This window comes from Caballeronia sp. KNU42 (genome assembly GCF_053760385.1).
The window spans coordinates 118,586-135,120 of the sequence record NZ_CM132389.1; the positions used below are offsets into that span (position 1 = coordinate 118,586).

16 protein-coding genes are annotated in these 16,535 nt (G+C 59.5%); 8 read left to right on the forward strand and 8 right to left on the reverse strand.

The window, feature by feature from the left end:
- Positions 1–68: 68 nt before the first annotated feature.
- Positions 69–776: an OmpA family protein gene (locus ACSOSP_RS19580; RefSeq protein WP_455312530.1), complete on the forward strand. Its 708-nt coding sequence runs from the start codon at positions 69–71 to the stop codon at positions 774–776.
- An 817-nt stretch (positions 777–1,593) separates the two neighbouring features.
- On the opposite strand, the gene ACSOSP_RS19585 is transcribed toward ACSOSP_RS19580, so the two are convergent.
- The 8 genes from ACSOSP_RS19585 to ACSOSP_RS19620 all read right to left on the reverse strand — a co-directional run bounded on the left by ACSOSP_RS19585 (position 1,594) and on the right by ACSOSP_RS19620 (position 8,909).
- Positions 1,594–3,591, reverse strand: a complete 1,998-nt coding sequence (locus ACSOSP_RS19585; protein ID WP_455312531.1) for a family 2A encapsulin nanocompartment cargo protein cysteine desulfurase — start codon at positions 3,589–3,591, stop codon at positions 1,594–1,596.
- Positions 3,566–4,498 carry a family 2A encapsulin nanocompartment shell protein gene (locus ACSOSP_RS19590; protein ID WP_031363107.1) on the reverse strand — a complete coding sequence of 311 codons (933 nt, stop codon included), beginning with the start codon at positions 4,496–4,498 and terminating at the stop codon, positions 3,566–3,568. Before ACSOSP_RS19590 ends, ACSOSP_RS19585 begins: the two co-directional genes overlap by 26 nt.
- A 114-nt stretch (positions 4,499–4,612) precedes the next feature.
- Complete coding sequence (locus ACSOSP_RS19595) at positions 4,613–4,843, reverse strand: helix-turn-helix domain-containing protein (RefSeq protein ID WP_455312532.1); 231 nt, start codon at positions 4,841–4,843, stop codon at positions 4,613–4,615.
- Positions 4,840–5,769 carry a serine O-acetyltransferase EpsC gene (gene epsC / locus ACSOSP_RS19600; protein WP_455312533.1) on the reverse strand — a complete coding sequence of 310 codons (930 nt, stop codon included), beginning with the start codon at positions 5,767–5,769 and terminating at the stop codon, positions 4,840–4,842. The genes ACSOSP_RS19595 and epsC overlap by 4 nt, the downstream gene beginning before the upstream one ends.
- Positions 5,770–5,807: 38 nt before the next feature.
- On the reverse strand, positions 5,808–6,284 hold the full coding sequence (locus tag ACSOSP_RS19605) for a rhodanese-like domain-containing protein (protein ID WP_455312534.1): 477 nt from the start codon (positions 6,282–6,284) through the stop codon (positions 5,808–5,810).
- A 251-nt stretch (positions 6,285–6,535) separates the two neighbouring features.
- A complete protein-coding gene (locus tag ACSOSP_RS19610; protein WP_455312535.1) occupies positions 6,536–7,273 on the reverse strand; it encodes an amino acid ABC transporter permease in 738 nt (245 codons plus the stop codon).
- Entirely contained in the window at positions 7,270–7,995 is a 726-nt protein-coding gene (locus ACSOSP_RS19615; RefSeq protein ID WP_455312536.1) for an amino acid ABC transporter permease, read from the reverse strand. The genes ACSOSP_RS19610 and ACSOSP_RS19615 overlap by 4 nt, the downstream gene beginning before the upstream one ends.
- A 95-nt stretch (positions 7,996–8,090) precedes the next feature.
- Positions 8,091–8,909 carry an ABC transporter substrate-binding protein gene (locus ACSOSP_RS19620; protein ID WP_031363113.1) on the reverse strand — a complete coding sequence of 273 codons (819 nt, stop codon included), beginning with the start codon at positions 8,907–8,909 and terminating at the stop codon, positions 8,091–8,093.
- Between the two features lie 421 nt (positions 8,910–9,330).
- Here ACSOSP_RS19620 and ACSOSP_RS19625 point away from each other — a divergent pair, with 421 nt between their 5' ends.
- The 7 genes from ACSOSP_RS19625 (at position 9,331) to ACSOSP_RS19655 (ending at position 16,490) form a co-directional block, all read left to right on the forward strand.
- A complete protein-coding gene (locus tag ACSOSP_RS19625) occupies positions 9,331–10,689 on the forward strand; it encodes an LLM class flavin-dependent oxidoreductase (protein WP_455312537.1) in 1,359 nt (452 codons plus the stop codon).
- Positions 10,690–10,961: 272 nt separating this feature from the next.
- Positions 10,962–11,255, forward strand: a complete 294-nt coding sequence (locus ACSOSP_RS19630; RefSeq protein ID WP_031363116.1) for a co-chaperone GroES — start codon at positions 10,962–10,964, stop codon at positions 11,253–11,255.
- 13 nt (positions 11,256–11,268) lie between these two features.
- Complete coding sequence (groL, locus tag ACSOSP_RS19635) at positions 11,269–12,909, forward strand: chaperonin GroEL (protein ID WP_455312538.1); 1,641 nt, start codon at positions 11,269–11,271, stop codon at positions 12,907–12,909.
- 189 nt (positions 12,910–13,098) lie between these two features.
- A complete protein-coding gene (locus tag ACSOSP_RS19640; RefSeq protein WP_455312539.1) occupies positions 13,099–14,046 on the forward strand; it encodes a D-isomer specific 2-hydroxyacid dehydrogenase family protein in 948 nt (315 codons plus the stop codon).
- A gap of 191 nt (positions 14,047–14,237) precedes the next feature.
- Entirely contained in the window at positions 14,238–15,017 is a 780-nt protein-coding gene (locus ACSOSP_RS19645; RefSeq protein WP_455312540.1) for an amino acid ABC transporter substrate-binding protein, read from the forward strand.
- A 46-nt stretch (positions 15,018–15,063) separates the two neighbouring features.
- Entirely contained in the window at positions 15,064–15,741 is a 678-nt protein-coding gene (locus ACSOSP_RS19650) for an amino acid ABC transporter permease (RefSeq protein ID WP_455312541.1), read from the forward strand.
- Complete coding sequence (locus ACSOSP_RS19655; RefSeq protein ID WP_455312542.1) at positions 15,741–16,490, forward strand: amino acid ABC transporter ATP-binding protein; 750 nt, start codon at positions 15,741–15,743, stop codon at positions 16,488–16,490. Before ACSOSP_RS19650 ends, ACSOSP_RS19655 begins: the two co-directional genes overlap by 1 nt.
- Positions 16,491–16,535 lie beyond the last annotated feature (45 nt).

Sequence of the window (16,535 nt, forward strand, 5' to 3'; positions counted from 1 at the left end):
CCGCGAGTGCCCGACCCGGATACATGTGACCCCAGGCACTTTACAGCGCCAATTTCTATGTGAAGACTATGTCCTCGGTATCTACCAAACCCAATCCCAAGTTTGACGACGAGGCCGAGATACTGTCCGAGCGGTGGTTGATTTCGTACTCGGATCTCGTCACCACCCTGATGGTTCTATTCATCGCTTTGTACGCGATGCAGCTAGCCCAGCATCGGGAAATGGAGACCAAGAGTCTCACGCTCGCACCCTTGGAAAAGCGCAGCGCAAGCGCTTCAAATGTTCAAGCGCCCCGGACTGCGGCGCTTGAACAGGTCCAGGCGTCAAAGAAAGAACTGATCTCTGCATTGAAGGCCATGCGCGACAAGCAGGAAATCCGTGTGCTCGAAAGTGCACGAGGCGTCGAGATCGAAATCAATGCAAAAATACTCTTTCGCTCAGGCGAAGCCCATCTGATGCAGGATTCGAACGCAGTGCTGGACCAGGTGGCTACCGCGCTCAAAGAACACTCGGCACAACAGATCCTGGTGGAAGGACACACTGATTCCGTACCCATATCGACGGCAAAATACGAGTCCAATTGGGAGCTTTCGTCAGCGAGAGCCGGCTCGCTCGTACGATTCCTGGTTGATCGGGGCATTGAGCCGCACAGGCTCACGGCTATTGGACGCGCGGACAATATTCCCGCTGTGATGGGAGACGACCCGTTTGCCCGTGCAGCCAATCGCCGGGTGGTGATTGTCGTGCAATACGATGTTCCGACTGCCCCTCAGTAGACTCCATTGAGCCGCGCACGGTCGGATGAACGACCGATACGCCGCGCTCAGCCGTCATATCTTCACGACGCCACTGCACAGCGCAACAGAACCCTTGTCAGAGGAATTGTCCGCGCTCGCGGGCTTTCATATCGCGACGGCCCGGCTTGCACGATGATGTTGGTATGATTTCTCAACTAATCCGGGCAATCTGCCAGCATTGACCGATCGCGGAAGCTGGTGCGGGACGCTCGCCGGCAACGCAGGTGCTGGTCGCGCGAACAAAATGAAAACCCTGGCACCTTCATGACAAGCAGTTTGGCTTTGAGCTGACCCAAGATGGCAATCGATATCACCGGCCGCACGTTTGGCAGGCTGACCGCTGTAGCACGGGAGGACGGTTCCCGCTGGCTTTTCAGGTGCGCGTGCGGCGTCGAAAAGGTACTCGACGCTCAAAGCGTCAAGTACCGCAAGACTTTATCGTGCGGCTGCTTGCGTCAGATTGAAATCGCAGCCGGCCATCGCTTTGGCCAACTCACTGCGTCGCACTACGTGAATCACGGCAAGAACGGCGCACGCTGGTTTTTCCAGTGCGACTGTGGGGTCGGCAAGATCTTTGCATCCAGTTACGTACGAAGCGGCCTCCGAACGTCGTGTGGATGCCGCGGGCGGGCTGCCAAGGCCGTCCGCGTGGAACAACCGGTCGTGGACGTTTGGCCGTTCCCAAAGTGGCCCAGGGAACGTGGCGGGTAAGCGGCCCACAAGATAATCCCCCTACATGTGCATAGAGGGATCGTGACCCGGTGGCGCCGCCCGCTACCCGCCTCCAGCTTCCAGCCTACCGCCGCGACGAAAGCCTGCGCACGACCGACACGAGCCTGTCGACTTCATCGCATGTGTTGTAAAAAGCCAGTGACGGCCGCACGGTCGCCTCGACGCCAAAGCGCCGGAGAATCGGCTGCGCGCAGTGATGACCCGAACGCACGGCAATCCCTTCTTCGTTCAACGCCTGCCCGACCTCTTCCGTCTCATAGCCCTTCAGCACGAACGACAATACGCTGGCTTTATCCTTCGCGGTACCAATCAAACGTACGCCCGGCACGGGCTGCAATACGCTCGTCGCATACGCCAGCAGATCATGTTCGTAGCGTCCGATATTCTCGATGCCCACACGCGTCACGTAGTCGATCGCAGCCCCGAGACCTACTGCATCGGCAATGTTGCCCGTGCCTGCTTCAAAACGATTTGGCGGCGCCTGGAACACAGTCTTCTCGAACGTCACGTCCGCGATCATGTTGCCGCCGCCTTGCCATGGCGGCATATCCTCGAGCAGATCGCGTTTGCCATAGACCACGCCGATACCAGTTGGGCCAAACAGCTTGTGGCCCGAGAACACGAAGAAATCGGCGTCGATCTCCTGCACGTTCACACGCATGTGCGAGACGGATTGCGCACCGTCAACCACTGCCCGGGCGCCTGCACGATGCGCCATCGCAACAATCTCCTGCACCGGCACAACGGTACCCAGTGCGTTCGACACCTGCGTTACCGAGACGATCTTCGTGCGGCTGTTAAGCAGCTTCTGATATTCATCCAGACGGACCTGACCCGAGTCATCGACGGGAATCACGCGCAGCGTCGCGCCCTTTTGTGCTGCGAGTTGCTGCCAGGGCACGATGTTGGCGTGATGCTCGAGATGCGAGACGATGATCTCGTCGCCCTCGCCCACGTTTTGCACGCCCCAGGTCTTCGCGATCAGGTTGATGCCTTCTGTCGTGCCGCGCACGAAGATGATTTCTTCTGCCGATGCAGCGCCAATGAAGCGTCTCACCGTATCGCGCGCACCTTCGTAGGCGTCGGTCGCACGCCCGGCCAACGCATGCGCGGCACGATGAATGTTCGAGTTCTCATGCGCGTAGAAATACGACAGACGGTCGATGACCGATTGAGGCTTCTGCGTGGTCGCGGCGTTGTCGAACCAGACGAGCTGCCGTCCGTTCACACGCTCTTGCAAAATCGGGAAGTCACGACGAATAGCGTTGACATCAAATGGCGGATGCGCCGACCCCGTCTTCGGCACGTGCTCATTCGAATGCGGCGCACGAGCATGGTCGAGAAAATAGAACGAACCGTTGCGGTCGGGTTCACCGCCCGTCGATACTGAACGCTCCCGGCCGTTGAATGAACGCAAGTCATCAAGAGCCGGCAGACCGAGCGATTCAGCCGTCGGCACGTCATGACTTGGCAGTGGCAGCTCGCGGCTCGCTCCGGACGACGCGCCCGCGTCCCGCAAGAAATAAAACGGCGAGGACGCGGATTGATCTTTTTGCGTTGCATCAGGCACGCCAACGCCAAGCGCAGCGCCGCCAAAGCGCGGTTCCAGCGCTGGCGCGGCAGTCGTCACGGAGTCAGGCAGGTTGTTTTGCGAAACGGCATGCGGCGCCAGCGCCGGCACACGATTGCCCAGTGACAAAACGTGCGTGGGCGACGACGGCAGCAGGTTGGAGCCCGCCGCCTTGCCCTGCGGAAGGCTCAGGCCCGGCACTCCCGTCCCTGCACCGCCCGGCCCCGCAAACGGCGACCCGGGGGGCGCCGGATTGCTCGCGGACGCGAGCACAGGAGCCGCCACCGGCAGTCCTGCCGAGAGCGACTCGCCACTGCCGCTGCCGAGGCTGGCTAGCGCAGGCGTAGCGCTGCCGGGCAACGCCGTAAAGAACGCGGTAGCAAGACGCGACAACGTGGCAACGTCGGGCAAGCCTGCGGGCGCCACTCCTTGCGGAACATCGGACAACGAAGCGCTGCTCACTGGCTTACTTGTAGGTGTCAGGATAGTCATGGTACTTGGCGATCTCCACGTCATCCAGAACCGCCAGTGCGTCCGGCGAGTGCACTGCGAGCGAGCAATACAGCGAAATCAGGTACGAGGCGATCGCGTGGTTGTTGATGCCCATGAAGCGCACCGAGAGTCCCGGCCCTTGCTCGCCCGCCACGCCCGGCTGGAACAGGCCAACCACGCCTTGGCGCTTGTCACCCACGCGCAGCAGCAGGATCTTGGTCTTGCCATCGGCAACAGGAACCTTGTCCGACGGGATCAACGGAATGCCGCGCCACGTGAGGAACTGGGAACCAAACAGGCTCACGGTCGGCGGCGGCACGCCGCGACGCGTGCACTCGCGTCCGAAAGCCGCGATCGCCAGCGGATGAGTCAGGAAAAACGCCGGTTCTTTCCAGACGCGCGTCAACAGTTCATCGAGATCATCAGGAGTCGGTGCACCGGTCAGCGGGAACACGCGCTGTTCTTCGGCGACGTTCGCCAGCAGACCATAATCCGGGTTGTTAATCAGCTGGCTTTCCTGCAATTCCTTGATCGTTTCGATCGTCAGGCGCAGTTGTTCCTTGATCTGATCATGCGGACTACTATAGAGATCCGAGACGCGGGTCTGCACGTCGAGAACCGTGCTGACCGCATTGAGAAAATACTCGCGCGGGTTTTCGTCGTAGGGAACGAAAGTCCGGGGCAGTTCGCTTTCGTCTTCACGTTGCGTGCAAGCCGCCTTCACTTCCTCGGGATTCTTGACCTGGTTCAACCGGTAGATACCGGCTTCGACCGGCACCCATTGCAACAGGTGCGTGAGCCATCTCGGCGTGATGGTCGATAGCTGGGGAACGGTCTTGGTGGCATTGGCTAGTTGCCGTGCTGCGTTATCGCCGAGCGCCGTCTGGCCGCCCACATTTGCCGTCATGTGTTGCTCCGAAGTCTATAGAAGAAAAACGGGAATGCTTATCAGGAAGCGTCATTATGAAGACGGCGCTCCGGGTCATTCAACATGCTATAGACGGCATTTCGGAAAAAATGATCACCCTGGCCCGCTCACTGACAGAGGTTGCAGCAACTCCGCCATGGGAACGTCGAGCGCGCGAGCGAGTTTGTCCACCGTGATGATGGATGCCGTCACGCGGCCACGTTCAATCTCGCCAATATAAGAGCGGTTAAGGCCGGCGTGCTCGGCAAGCTGCTCCTGCGACCAAGCCTGCGCCTCGCGTAAAAGCCTGACGGCGGCGCCAAAGTTGCGGACGACTTCGGTCATGACACGCTCGCTGCAACGCGCGGTTGCACGCCGTCATTGCGCGAGATGGCCTGAGTGACGTTAGCGCCCGGCTCAACGTCGTGCGTGAGCCATACATTGCCGCCGATCACCGCACCCCGGCCGAGCGTGACGCGGCCGAGAATCGTGGCGCCCGCATAGATCACGACTTCGTCTTCCACGATCGGATGCCGCGCCAGTCCTTTCTCCAGATGCCCTTCCGAGTCGCGGGGAAAACGTTTTGCGCCGAGCGTGACAGCCTGGTACACACGCACGCGATCGCCAATGACCGTCGTCTCGCCTATCACCACGCCCGTCCCGTGATCGATAAAAAACCCTTTGCCTATTCGCGCGCCCGGATGAATATCGATGCCGGTTGCGCCGTGCGCCAGTTCAGCCACAATGCGCGCGAGCAGGCGAAGGTCGAGCTTGTACAGCTCGTGCGCGAGCCGATGATGAATCATGGCGAGGACGCCGGGGTAGCACAGCAGCACCTCGTCCACACTGCCTGCGGCCGGGTCGCCGTGATAGGCGGCAAGCACGTCGCTATCAAGAAGCGTACGGATCTCGGGAAGCCTGGCCGCGAACGCGCGAACGGCGACACCCGCACGAGCAGCGATGTTTTCGTCGTCACGCGACAGATGACGATCGCGGTACTGCAATTCGAGTTGCGCCTGGGCGAATAGAGCATGCAAGGCCGAATCCAATGCATGCCCCACGTAGAAGTTCTCGCTTTCCTGACGCAGGTCGTGCGGTCCAAGCCGCATGGGAAACAGCACGCCCTTCAAGGTCTCTACAATATTTGCCAGCGCCTCGCGTGCCGGCAGTTCGCGCCCGCCGGGTTCGAGCGAACGCTTCTGCGCTTCGCGCCATTGCTGGCGCACCGTCTGGAGCGATTGGACGATGTCGTCGATGTCAAATGCAGCCACAGTCGGAGATCCTTCGGCATCAAGCCATTAGAGTTTGATCAATCCTGAATCCACGGCAAACCCTGGAAGCGCCAGCCATCCTGCGCGCCTCGCCGCTGTTGCGAATCCAGTTGCCCTTCGAAACCCTCAAGAACATTGAACACTTGAGTAAGGCCTGCTTTCGCGGCGGCTTCCGCTGCAAGCGCGGAACGATTGCCGCTACGGCACAGCAGCAACACGATTGCATCCTTGCCGGTCTTTGCTTCCAGCTCCCGGACAAAGCGCGGGTTGCGGGTGAGCGACGTACCTGTCGCCCAGGCCACGTGGACGCTGCCAGGCACGTAACCCACGAACTTGCGCTCTTCGGTCGTTCTGACATCCACAAGCACCGCTGCGCCCGATTCAACCAGCGCAAATGCGTCGCGAGGTGAAACGCCTCCCGCGTAGGGCAGCTGATTCGCTGCCGCTGCTGCGCGCGCCGCTTCCAGCACCGCATGAGACTCTTCAGTTACGCGTTCTTCCAATTCAACTGCCATGACGTCTCCTTGTACTGTCACTTGAAAACTCATTGAGGCGAATCGGCTGCCAGAGGAAATGCAACCGTCTATAGCCATCAATTGACACTATGAAAGAGGCCGCTCAGAAGCTGAACCAATAAAAACGTATTTCTAAAGCAGGCTTTGCGACATCGGCAATCGTATGATGTTGGTGGACATTACAAAACTCCTTCGATCTTCGCGTAATTATTGAAAGCATACGAATGCTGAACGTCGAGCGCGGCTCGGTTTCAATCCGGCGACGGGACAATAGCCGCAGGGCGCGCACTTACGCGCCGCTCCATTGCTTGCGAACTTCCGAGCAGCAGGCGCGTCGCCAGCGCATCGAGCGATGTGCACAGGATTAAATAGACGAGGCCCACAAATAGGAAGATCTGCACCGGATAAATCATCAGCCGGCTATTGACCTGGTTGGCAAGAAACGCGAGTTCCGGCACGCCGACAATGTAGGCCAGCGACGTATCCTTGACGAGCGACACCCACTGGTTAATGAACGACGGCGCCATGATCCGGATGGCCTGCGGCAGCAGTACATGACGCATCGCCTGCCAGCGCGTCAGCCCCAGCGACAGAGCCGCCTGGCGCTGACTGCTCCCCACTGCTTCGATGCCCGCATGAACCGAATGCGACAGGTAAGCGCCGCCGATCAGCGATAGCGCGGCCACGACCGTCGCCAAGCCGGGCACGTCGATGTGAAGCAAGACCGGCAGCAGGAAGAAGGTCCAGAAGATCAGCATGAGGACGGGTATGGCGCGAAAGAAACCGATTACCGCCAGCAGGATCATGTGGCTCACGCCACGCGTCATGGCAAGGCCAATGCCGCCCGCCAGCCCGAGGATGGCGGATGACACGGCGGAGATCGAGGCCATCACCAGCGTCAGCGCCGCGCCGCCTAAGGGGCCATCGGGAAACGTGCCGACGAGCAGGTACGGCAGATTGGAAAGGATGGCGGAAAGAGCGTCGCTCATCGGCGCGCCGCTGCTCGTGAACCGCTACGCTGCACCACCACGAGCACCACTTCCAGCAGTGCGATGGTCAGTATGTACAGCACCGTTGCCATGCCGAACGCCTGAAATGTCTTGAAGGTTTCGGTATCGACCTGACGCGACGAATACGAGAGTTCCGCCAGCCCGATCGCCATGGTCAGCGATGAGTTCTTCACGATATTCATGTACTGCCCGAACAAGGGCGGGGTCGAGATCCGCACCGCCTGCGGCAAGATCACATGAACGAATGCGGCTAACGGCGTGAGTCCGAGGGCGGCCGCCGCGTTGTGCTGCCCCACGGGAACACCTGATAACCCCGAGCGGAATTCCTCGCCAATGAACGTGGTCGAATAGCAGGTCAACCCGATCCAGCCGGCCACGAATTCAAACGATGGCCAATGTAGCCTGAACACGCCGAGATCCACCGCATGCGGCGTGTTCAACCAGGTCATGAGCGCTTCGGGCAAGAGAGTCGCCACGCCGAAATACCAGAACAGCAATTGCACGATCAGCGGCGAGTTCCGAAATACCAATACATAGAGCGCAGCGGCACGACGCACGGGCGCCGCGCGCGAAGTGCGCGCAAGCGCCAGCAGACAGCCACCCAGGGTCCCCGTGACAATCACCGTCACTGACAACCCCAGCGTCATGCCGAAGCCCTGGAGCAGCCAGATCAGGTACTTCGGCGCGAGCCATCCATTCATTGGAATCATTCAGCTAGACACGAAATAGAAGATTTAAACGCCAAGCCCGGTTCAACCGATCACGGTCGAACCGGGCTTGGCCGGGCGGGCAGCGTTCAGCTCTTCTGCGGGTCGCCGATCTTGAACAAACGCGGCAACGGCGCGCGGCTTTTCGGCCCGAACCACTGGTCGTAGATGTGGCCCGCGGTACCGTTTGCTTCAAGACCTGTCAGCGTGTCATTGACGACACTCAGCAGGCGCGGCTCGCCCTTGGGGACACCCACGCCTTCATAGTCGTTCGATATGGTGAAAGCCGGGATTTCGTATTTGTCGCGGTCCGGCACGTTAGCGAGCAAGCCGACAAGTTTCGGACCGTCCTGCGTGATTGCCTGGACGTTACCCGTTCGAAGCGCGGCGAACGCAAACGGCGTGTCGTCATAAGCCACGATCGTTGCCCGCGGAAACTGCGTACGAACCTGTTGCTCGTTGGTCGTGCCTTTATCCGCGCCAATACGTAAATCGTTCAATTGCTCAGGCGACTTCAGCGTGCCCTTCTTGGCGATGAACTGCGTGCCCGACGCAAAGTACGGGGTACTGAAATCGACTTCCTTCTTGCGTTCGTCGGTGATGGTGAAGTTGGCGAACACGAGATCCACTTTCTTCGATGTCAGAAATGCAATGCGGTTGGCCGGGTTGGTCGGCTGGATGTCGAGCTTGACGCCGAGTTTGTCGGCGACCGCTTTTGCATAGTCAACATCAAGCCCGACTATTTTGTTGGTCTTTGGATCGACAAAGCCGAAAGGCGGATTGCTGTCAAAAGTCGCCACGCGAAGCACGCCGGCCTTCTTGATATCGTCGAGGCGATCGGCATGCGCCAGGCTCGACATGAACAGCAGCGACCCCATGAAAGCTGCGGTGAGAAGTTTGATTTTCATTATGTGTTGGTCTGCGCAGTTGTAGATAGAGCGAGCACCTAAGCGGTGCGTCACAGCCGGGAATGTAGCAGCGCACCGGGCCGTAACGAACCATCGATTCGTGTTGTGCTAAGCGCCAGACGGAATAATCAAGACGGTTAATCAGACCGGAACCTCACCGATTCACCCGACGCGTGGATTACTTCAGGCAGTTTCAACAGATCGTCGGACGTGATTTGCTGATCGTGGACCGGTGTCCGCAACCACACGCTCACCGCCCACGGCCTGAATGGCAACCTTGCAGATGTTTTCGTGGTTTAGCGCCATGCATTTGCCGTTGCGCTGAATATGCAAAGCAAAAATCGTTGATTGGTGAAAACGTGCGGAAGCTCAAGAATATGCGTCCAGCCATCCAAACCGCCCAACGACGTGGAGCAAACCAATGAGCAAGGCGAAGCGGCAGATCAAGCTAGGTGCTTTCCTGATGGAGACGGGCCACCATATTGCCGCCTGGCGTCATCCTGAGACGCATCGGGCGGGTGGGCTCGATTTCTCACACTACGCTGAACTCGCGCAGATCGCCGAGCGTTCGAAATTCGACGCGGTGTTTTTCGCGGACAGCGTAGGCATCCGGGATACGAATCTCGCATCGCTCTCGCGCACGGCCCGCGCCGACCACTTCGAACCGCTGACCCTGCTGGCCGCCTTGTCGGTAGTCACGAAGAACATCGGCTTGATCGCGACCGTATCCACCACGTTCAATGAACCGTTCAACGTCGCACGCAAGTTCGCTTCTCTCGACCACTTGAGCGGCGGACGCTCGGGCTGGAACCTGGTTACCTCCAGCAGCGAAACGGAAGCGCTCAACTTCGGCTTCGAGCAACATCCCGCTCACGCAGTTCGCTACGAACGCGCACGCGAATTCCATGACGTCGTCGCAGGCCTCTGGGACAGCTGGGAAGACGACGCTTTCATCCGCGACCGTGAAAGCGGGATCTATTTCGATCCTGACAAGCTGCATACGCTGGACCATCGCGGCCCGCATTTCAAGGTGCGCGGCCCGCTCAACATCGCCCGCTCGCCGCAGGGCTGGCCAGTGGTCGTGCAGGCCGGAGCATCGGATGCCGGCCGCGAGCTTGCCGCGCAGACCGCCGAGGTGATCTTCGTTGCGCACCAGACCCTCGATGAAGCCAAGGCGTTCTATCAGGACGTCAAGGGGCGGCTCATCAAATACGGCCGGCAACCTGAGGATCTGAAGATCATGCCGGGTATCTTCCCGGTCATCGGCAGGACGCTTGAAGAGGCACACGCGAAGTTCGACGCGCTACAGGACCTCATTCACCCCGATGTCGGCCTCGCATTGCTGTCGAAAATGACCGGCAGTGTTGATTTGTCGAAGTATCCCATCGACGGGCCGCTGCCCGACCTGCCGGAAACGAATGGCGGCAAAAGCCGGCAGCAATTGCTCTTCGATCTGGCGCGCCGCGAGAACCTGAGCATTCGTGACCTGTATCTGCGCATAGCCGGCGCTCGTGGACACCAGCAAGTCGTTGGCACTCCGGAGAGTATTGCCGATCAATTGCAGCAGTGGTTCGAGGAAGAAGGCGCGGACGGCTTCAACATCATGTCGCCATGGTTGCCGGGCGGGCTGACCGAGTTTGCCGAGCTGGTGGTACCGGAGTTGCAGCGGCGCGGCCTGTTTCGCACCGAGTATGAAGGCACGACGTTACGCGAGAATCTCGGACTGCCACGTCCGGAAAATCGCTACGTGCAGGCTATACAGAAGCGCGCAGCGGGCTGAACCACCCGGGCGCTCGCTATAGAACAGCCGCCAATCCAGCACTGCCGAGCACGATCGTAAACACGCGCGCCAAGGGGCTTTGCTAAAGCGGCCCGCTGGCGCCGCGTGACACGCGTGATGTACGCACTCGAAGCACCACGGCCAAATGCCAAACGCCGATAACGTTTCATGTATTCGTTATTGGATCGAGCCACCGCAGATTCCTATACTCAATTCCTGTTAGCACCCGTCTTCGAGGAGTGCTACTCATTCACCACAATTGGAATCCAACCATGAGCCTACGTCCGCTACACGACCGCGTGATCATCAAGCGCCTCGACCAGGAAACAAAAACCTCATCGGGCATTGTTATTCCCGAAAGCGCCGCTGAAAAGCCTGACCAGGGTGAAGTCATTGCGGTCGGTCCCGGCAAGCGTGATAGCGACGGCAAGCGCATCGAGCCCGACCTGAAGGTCGGCGAGCGCGTGCTCTTCGGAAAATATGCCGGCCAGCAGGTCAAGGTAGACGGCAACGAACTGCTCGTGCTGCGCGAAGAAGACATTGTCGCCGTAGTCACCCAACAATAACGGAGCTTCAGAAATGGCAGCCAAGGAAATTGTCTTTAGCGATAGCGCACGATCGAAACTGGTCGAAGGCGTCAACATCCTCGCCAACGCAGTGAAAGTAACGCTTGGGCCCAAAGGCCGCAATGTCGTGCTGGAGCGCAGCTTCGGCTCGCCGATCGTGACCAAGGACGGTGTATCGGTCGCGAAGGAAATCGAGCTGGCCGACAAGCTGCAAAATATCGGCGCGCAACTGGTTAAGGAAGTCGCGTCGCGCACCAGCGACGACGCCGGTGACGGCACCACTACAGCCACCGTGCTGGCGCAGGCGATCGTACGCGAAGGGCTGAAATACGTGGCTGCGGGTCTCAACCCGCTGGATCTGAAGCGCGGCATCGACAAGGCCGTGATCGCCGCTGCCGAAGAACTAAAGAAGATCAGCAAGCCCACCACGACCAGCAAGGAAATTGCCCAGGTCGCGACCATCTCGGCTAACGGCGAAGAATCGATCGGCCAGCGGATTGCCGAGGCGATCGATCGTGTCGGCAAGGAAGGCGTGATCACGGTCGAAGACGGCAAGTCGCTCGAAGATGAACTCAATGTGGTTGAAGGATTGCAATTCGATCGTGGCTACCTGTCGCCCTATTTCATCAACGATCAGGATAAACAGGTCGCCGTTCTCGACGAACCGTTCGTCTTGCTGCATGACAAGAAGGTATCGAATATCCGCGATCTGCTGCCGGTGCTGGAACAGGTTGCGAAGGCGGGACGACCGCTGCTGATCATCGCTGAAGATGTCGAGGGTGAAGCGCTCGCGACGCTCGTGGTCAACAATATCCGCGGCATCCTGAAGACAGTCGCGGTTAAAGCGCCGGGCTTTGGCGATCGTCGCAAGGCATTGCTCGAAGACATCGCGATCCTGACCGGCGGCCAGGTGATCGCAGAAGAAACCGGTCTCACGCTGGAAAAAGCGACATTGGCTGAACTGGGCCAGGCCAAGCGCATTGAAGTGGGCAAGGAAAACACCATCGTGATCGACGGCGCCGGCGACACGAAGAATATCCAGGCACGCGTCAAGCAGATCCGTGTGCAGATCGACGAAGCCAGTTCCGACTACGATAGCGAAAAGCTGCAGGAACGCGTAGCGAAACTGGCCGGCGGCGTAGCGGTGATCAAGGTGGGCGGTGCAACCGAGATCGAGGTCAAGGAGAAAAAGGATCGCGTTGACGATGCGCTGCACGCGACGCGTGCAGCAGTTGAAGAAGGCATCGTGCCGGGTGGCGGCGTTGCGCTCGTTCGCGTCAAGCAGGCAATCAGCGGCCTGAAGGGCGCCAACGCGGACCAGGACGCCGGGGTGAAGATCGTGCTGCGCGCATTGGAAGAACCATTGCGCCAGATCGTCACGAACGCGGGCGAGGAAGCCAGCGTGGTCGTCGCGAGGGTCGCCGAGGGTACGGGCAACTTTGGCTACAACGCGCAGACGGGTGAATACGGTGACCTGGTCGAATCGGGCGTGCTCGATCCGACCAAAGTGACGCGCACCGCGCTGCAAAACGCCGCATCTATCGCTGGCCTCCTGCTCACGACTGATGCAACGGTAACCGAAGCGCCGAAAAATGCAGCCCCTGCGGGTCCTGCCGGTGGACCGGGCGCCGGCGGACCTGGCTTCGATTTCTGAGGCTTTCTCACTTGTAAGCAGGCGGGCACGTCAGGGCGTCCGGTTTCAGACGCTTCGACGTGCGCTTCGGACTCGTGACGCAGCGGCTCGCCACGTTCTACGCTTGCTCGATCTTTCCTTCACGCAGTCCTTATCAATCCTTTCGCTCTGCATGCACGAGCGTGCCGTCCCTTCCCGTTCTGAAAACTCATGGTCACAATCGCCAGCCAGCTCGCCGAACCATTCAATGATGCAGTGCGCGCGCTGCTGCCTGATGTTCAGGTAGTCGGCATACCGCGCGGGGTGCCGGCCGAACTGCCTGACGAGACGTCCATCCTGATCGCCGCTCCAATCATCATACGGGGTGCGCAAGCACCTGAACATGCACCCGTTGGCTGGCCTTTCAATCTGCGCTGGGTGCAACTGGGTTCATCGGGGATCGACTTTTATCCGCGCTGGTTCTTTGAAGGACCGTCCGTCACCACCGCACGTGGCACCTCCTCGACAGCGATTGCAGAATTCGCGTTGGCAGCAATCTTTGCCCACGCGAAACGCCTGCCCGACATCTGGATTCACGACGCACAGCAATGGGCGTTGACGCCCCTCGCAACGGTGCAGGGCAGCACAGTCGGCATATTCGGCTTCGGTTCGATCGGTCAGGCTCTCGCGCAGAAAGCGCTCGCGCTTGGCGCCCGGGTCGTCGCGGTGCGGCGTCAAAGTTCCACCGCACCGGATCTGCCAGGCGTCACGCTCGTTGCCGATATCGGCGAACTGGTTCGAGAAGCGGACCATCTCGTACTCGCGGCGCCGGCTACTGCGGCAACGCGTCATATCGTCAGTCGGGAGTTGCTGGCTCAGGCGAAGCCTGGACTGCACGTGATCAATGTCGCGCGTGGCTCGTTAATCGACAATGAAGCGTTGCATGAGGCGCTTGCCAACGGGCTGATTGGTGGGGCATCGCTCGACGTCACCGAGCCCGAGCCGCTGCCGTCCGGGCACCCTTTCTATACGCATCCGCGCATCCGCCTGTCGCCACACACGTCGGCCATCGGTCCACACAATGCGGCTGAACTGGCCCGCAAGTTCGCGCGCAATTTCAGCGCCTTCACTCAAGGTACGACGCTGGAAGATCTCGTCGATATCCACCGGGGTTACTAAACCTTGCGTCCGACCTTTTCAAACCCCGCTTAACAAACTACGTCCGCCGCCTTTATTCGATCCAGGCATAACCTTCGACACCGTTGTGCTTTGTGAAACTAAACCCCCTTGTTACAGTCGCGCCAAAGCGTTTCGTCATCGCTCGTCGATGATGAAATAAACAATAGATAAACATTTAAGGAGTCACTCACATGAAGATTCTCAAAGCCATGCTGCTTGCCGGCATCGTCCAGTTGACCGCTTTATCAAGCGCCTTCGCGGCCGACGGTCTCGCAAGCATCAAGAGCGCCGGTGTCATCAAGATCGGCACCGAGGGAACATACGCACCGTTCACTTACCACGACGAGTCGGGCAAGCTGACAGGCTTCGACGTGGAAATCGGCCAGGCCATCGCAAAACGCATTGGCGTCAAGCCGGAGTTTGTTGAAGGCAAGTGGGACGGGTTGATTGCCGGACTCGATGCAAACCGGTACGACGCGGTCATCAACGAGGTCTCCATCACCGACGCCCGCAAGGCCAAGTACGATTTCTCGCAGCCCTATATCGCTTCCCATGCCGCCCTGATCGTGCGCTCGGACAACACGACGATCAAGACCTTCGATGACCTGAAGGGCAAGAAATCGGCCAATACGCTGACGAGCAACTTCGGCAAGATCGCGAAGGATCACGGTGCGGACGTAGTGGGCGTGCAGGGCTTCAATGAATCAATTGATTTGCTGACATCCGGCCGCGTCGATGCGACGGTGAACGACAGTCTCTCGTTTCTCGACTTCAAGAAACACAAGCCGGACGCCAAGGTGAAGATCGCAGCAATCGATAATTCGGCTGACAGCGAGTACTCGGGCGTCATCATCCAGAAGGGCAATCCGGAGCTTCTGGCCGCTATCGACAAGGCGCTTTCCGACGTCAAGGCAGACGGCACCTACAAGCAGATTTCGCAGAAATACTTCGGCAAGGATGTATCGAAGTAACATTGCGCTCAGCACCGCCCATAGCTAATCATCAGAGATCCGAAATATGCCGGCATGGCTCCACTTGATGGGCGAGTCGCTCTGGCCACTCCTGTACGCGGGACTCGTGTTCACGGTGCCGCTCACCATTGCATCGTTTGCACTCGGCTTGACGCTGGCATTTGCAACCGCACTCGTGCGGCTGTTCGGACCGCAATGGGCGGTCAAGATTGCACGATTCTACGTGTGGCTGATCCGCGGCTCACCGCTGCTCGTGCAACTCTTCGTGATTTTCTATGGCCTGCCCAGCGTCGGCATTGTGCTGGATCCGCTCACTGCGGCCATTATCGGCTTCTCGCTGAACGTGGGCGCTTACAACTCGGAAGTCATCCGCGGCGCTGTCGAATCGATTCCGAATGGACAATGGGAGGCCGCGTATTCCATGGGCATGACGCGCTCGCAAGCGCTGCGGCGAACGGTTCTGCCGCAGGCTGCCCGCGTCGCCCTGCCCGCACTGGCGAACTCGTTCATCGCACTCGTCAAGGACACGTCGCTTGCCGCAGTGCTCACGGTACCCGAGATCTTCCAGGCGGCTCAACGGATTGCTTCGGTAACCTACGAACCGCTGATCCTGTACACGGAGGCGGCGCTGATCTATCTGGTGTTCAGTTCCGTGTTGTCCTCAGCCCAGGTGCAGCTTGAAAGAAGACTCGGTCAACATGCGCTCTTCAAGGGGGGTCAGTGATGATAGCCCTCGATAAAATCCAGAAATCCTTCGGCGCCCATCATGTGCTCAAGTCGGTCGATCTCACGCTCGCACAGGGTACGGTCACGGCGCTGATCGGGCAGTCTGGAAGCGGAAAGAGCACGCTCCTGCGTTGCGTGAACCTGCTTGAGATTCCCGACACCGGCTCGCTCACGCTAGGCGACGAGCGAGTCGAATTCAGCAGCACGGAGAAGCCGTCTCGCGACGCGGTGCTCAAGATACGTCGCAAGACGGGAATGGTGTTCCAGAGCTTCCAATTGTTCCCGCACCGGACCGTGATACAGAACGTGATGGAGGGCCTGGTCACCGTGCAGAAATGGGACAAGGAGCGCGCGCGGGTTCGGGCGGGCACATTGCTGGAAAAGGTAGGCATCTCGCAGAAGGCCGATGCCTGGCCTGCCACGCTCTCCGGTGGACAGCAGCAGCGGGTAGCCATTGCACGAGCGCTCGCGCCTTCTCCGGACATTCTTCTTTGCGACGAACCGACCTCTGCGCTCGACCCCGGGCTGGCGGCCGAAGTGATCGACGTACTGAGCCAGCTCGCGAAAGAAGGCATGACCATGCTGTTTGCTACGCATGATCTGCGTCTGGCTGCATCGATAGCTCGCGAGGTCGTGTTCCTCAGCGGCGGCAGCGTGATCGAATCCGGTTTGGCCGACGACATCTTCAACCGGCCGAAACAGCCCGAAACGGCGAACTTCGTTTCCGTTCTCACCCGGCAAGCGTGATCGTGAGAGTGCGGCCGTGGGCAAGATCAACATCGGCCCGCGGCG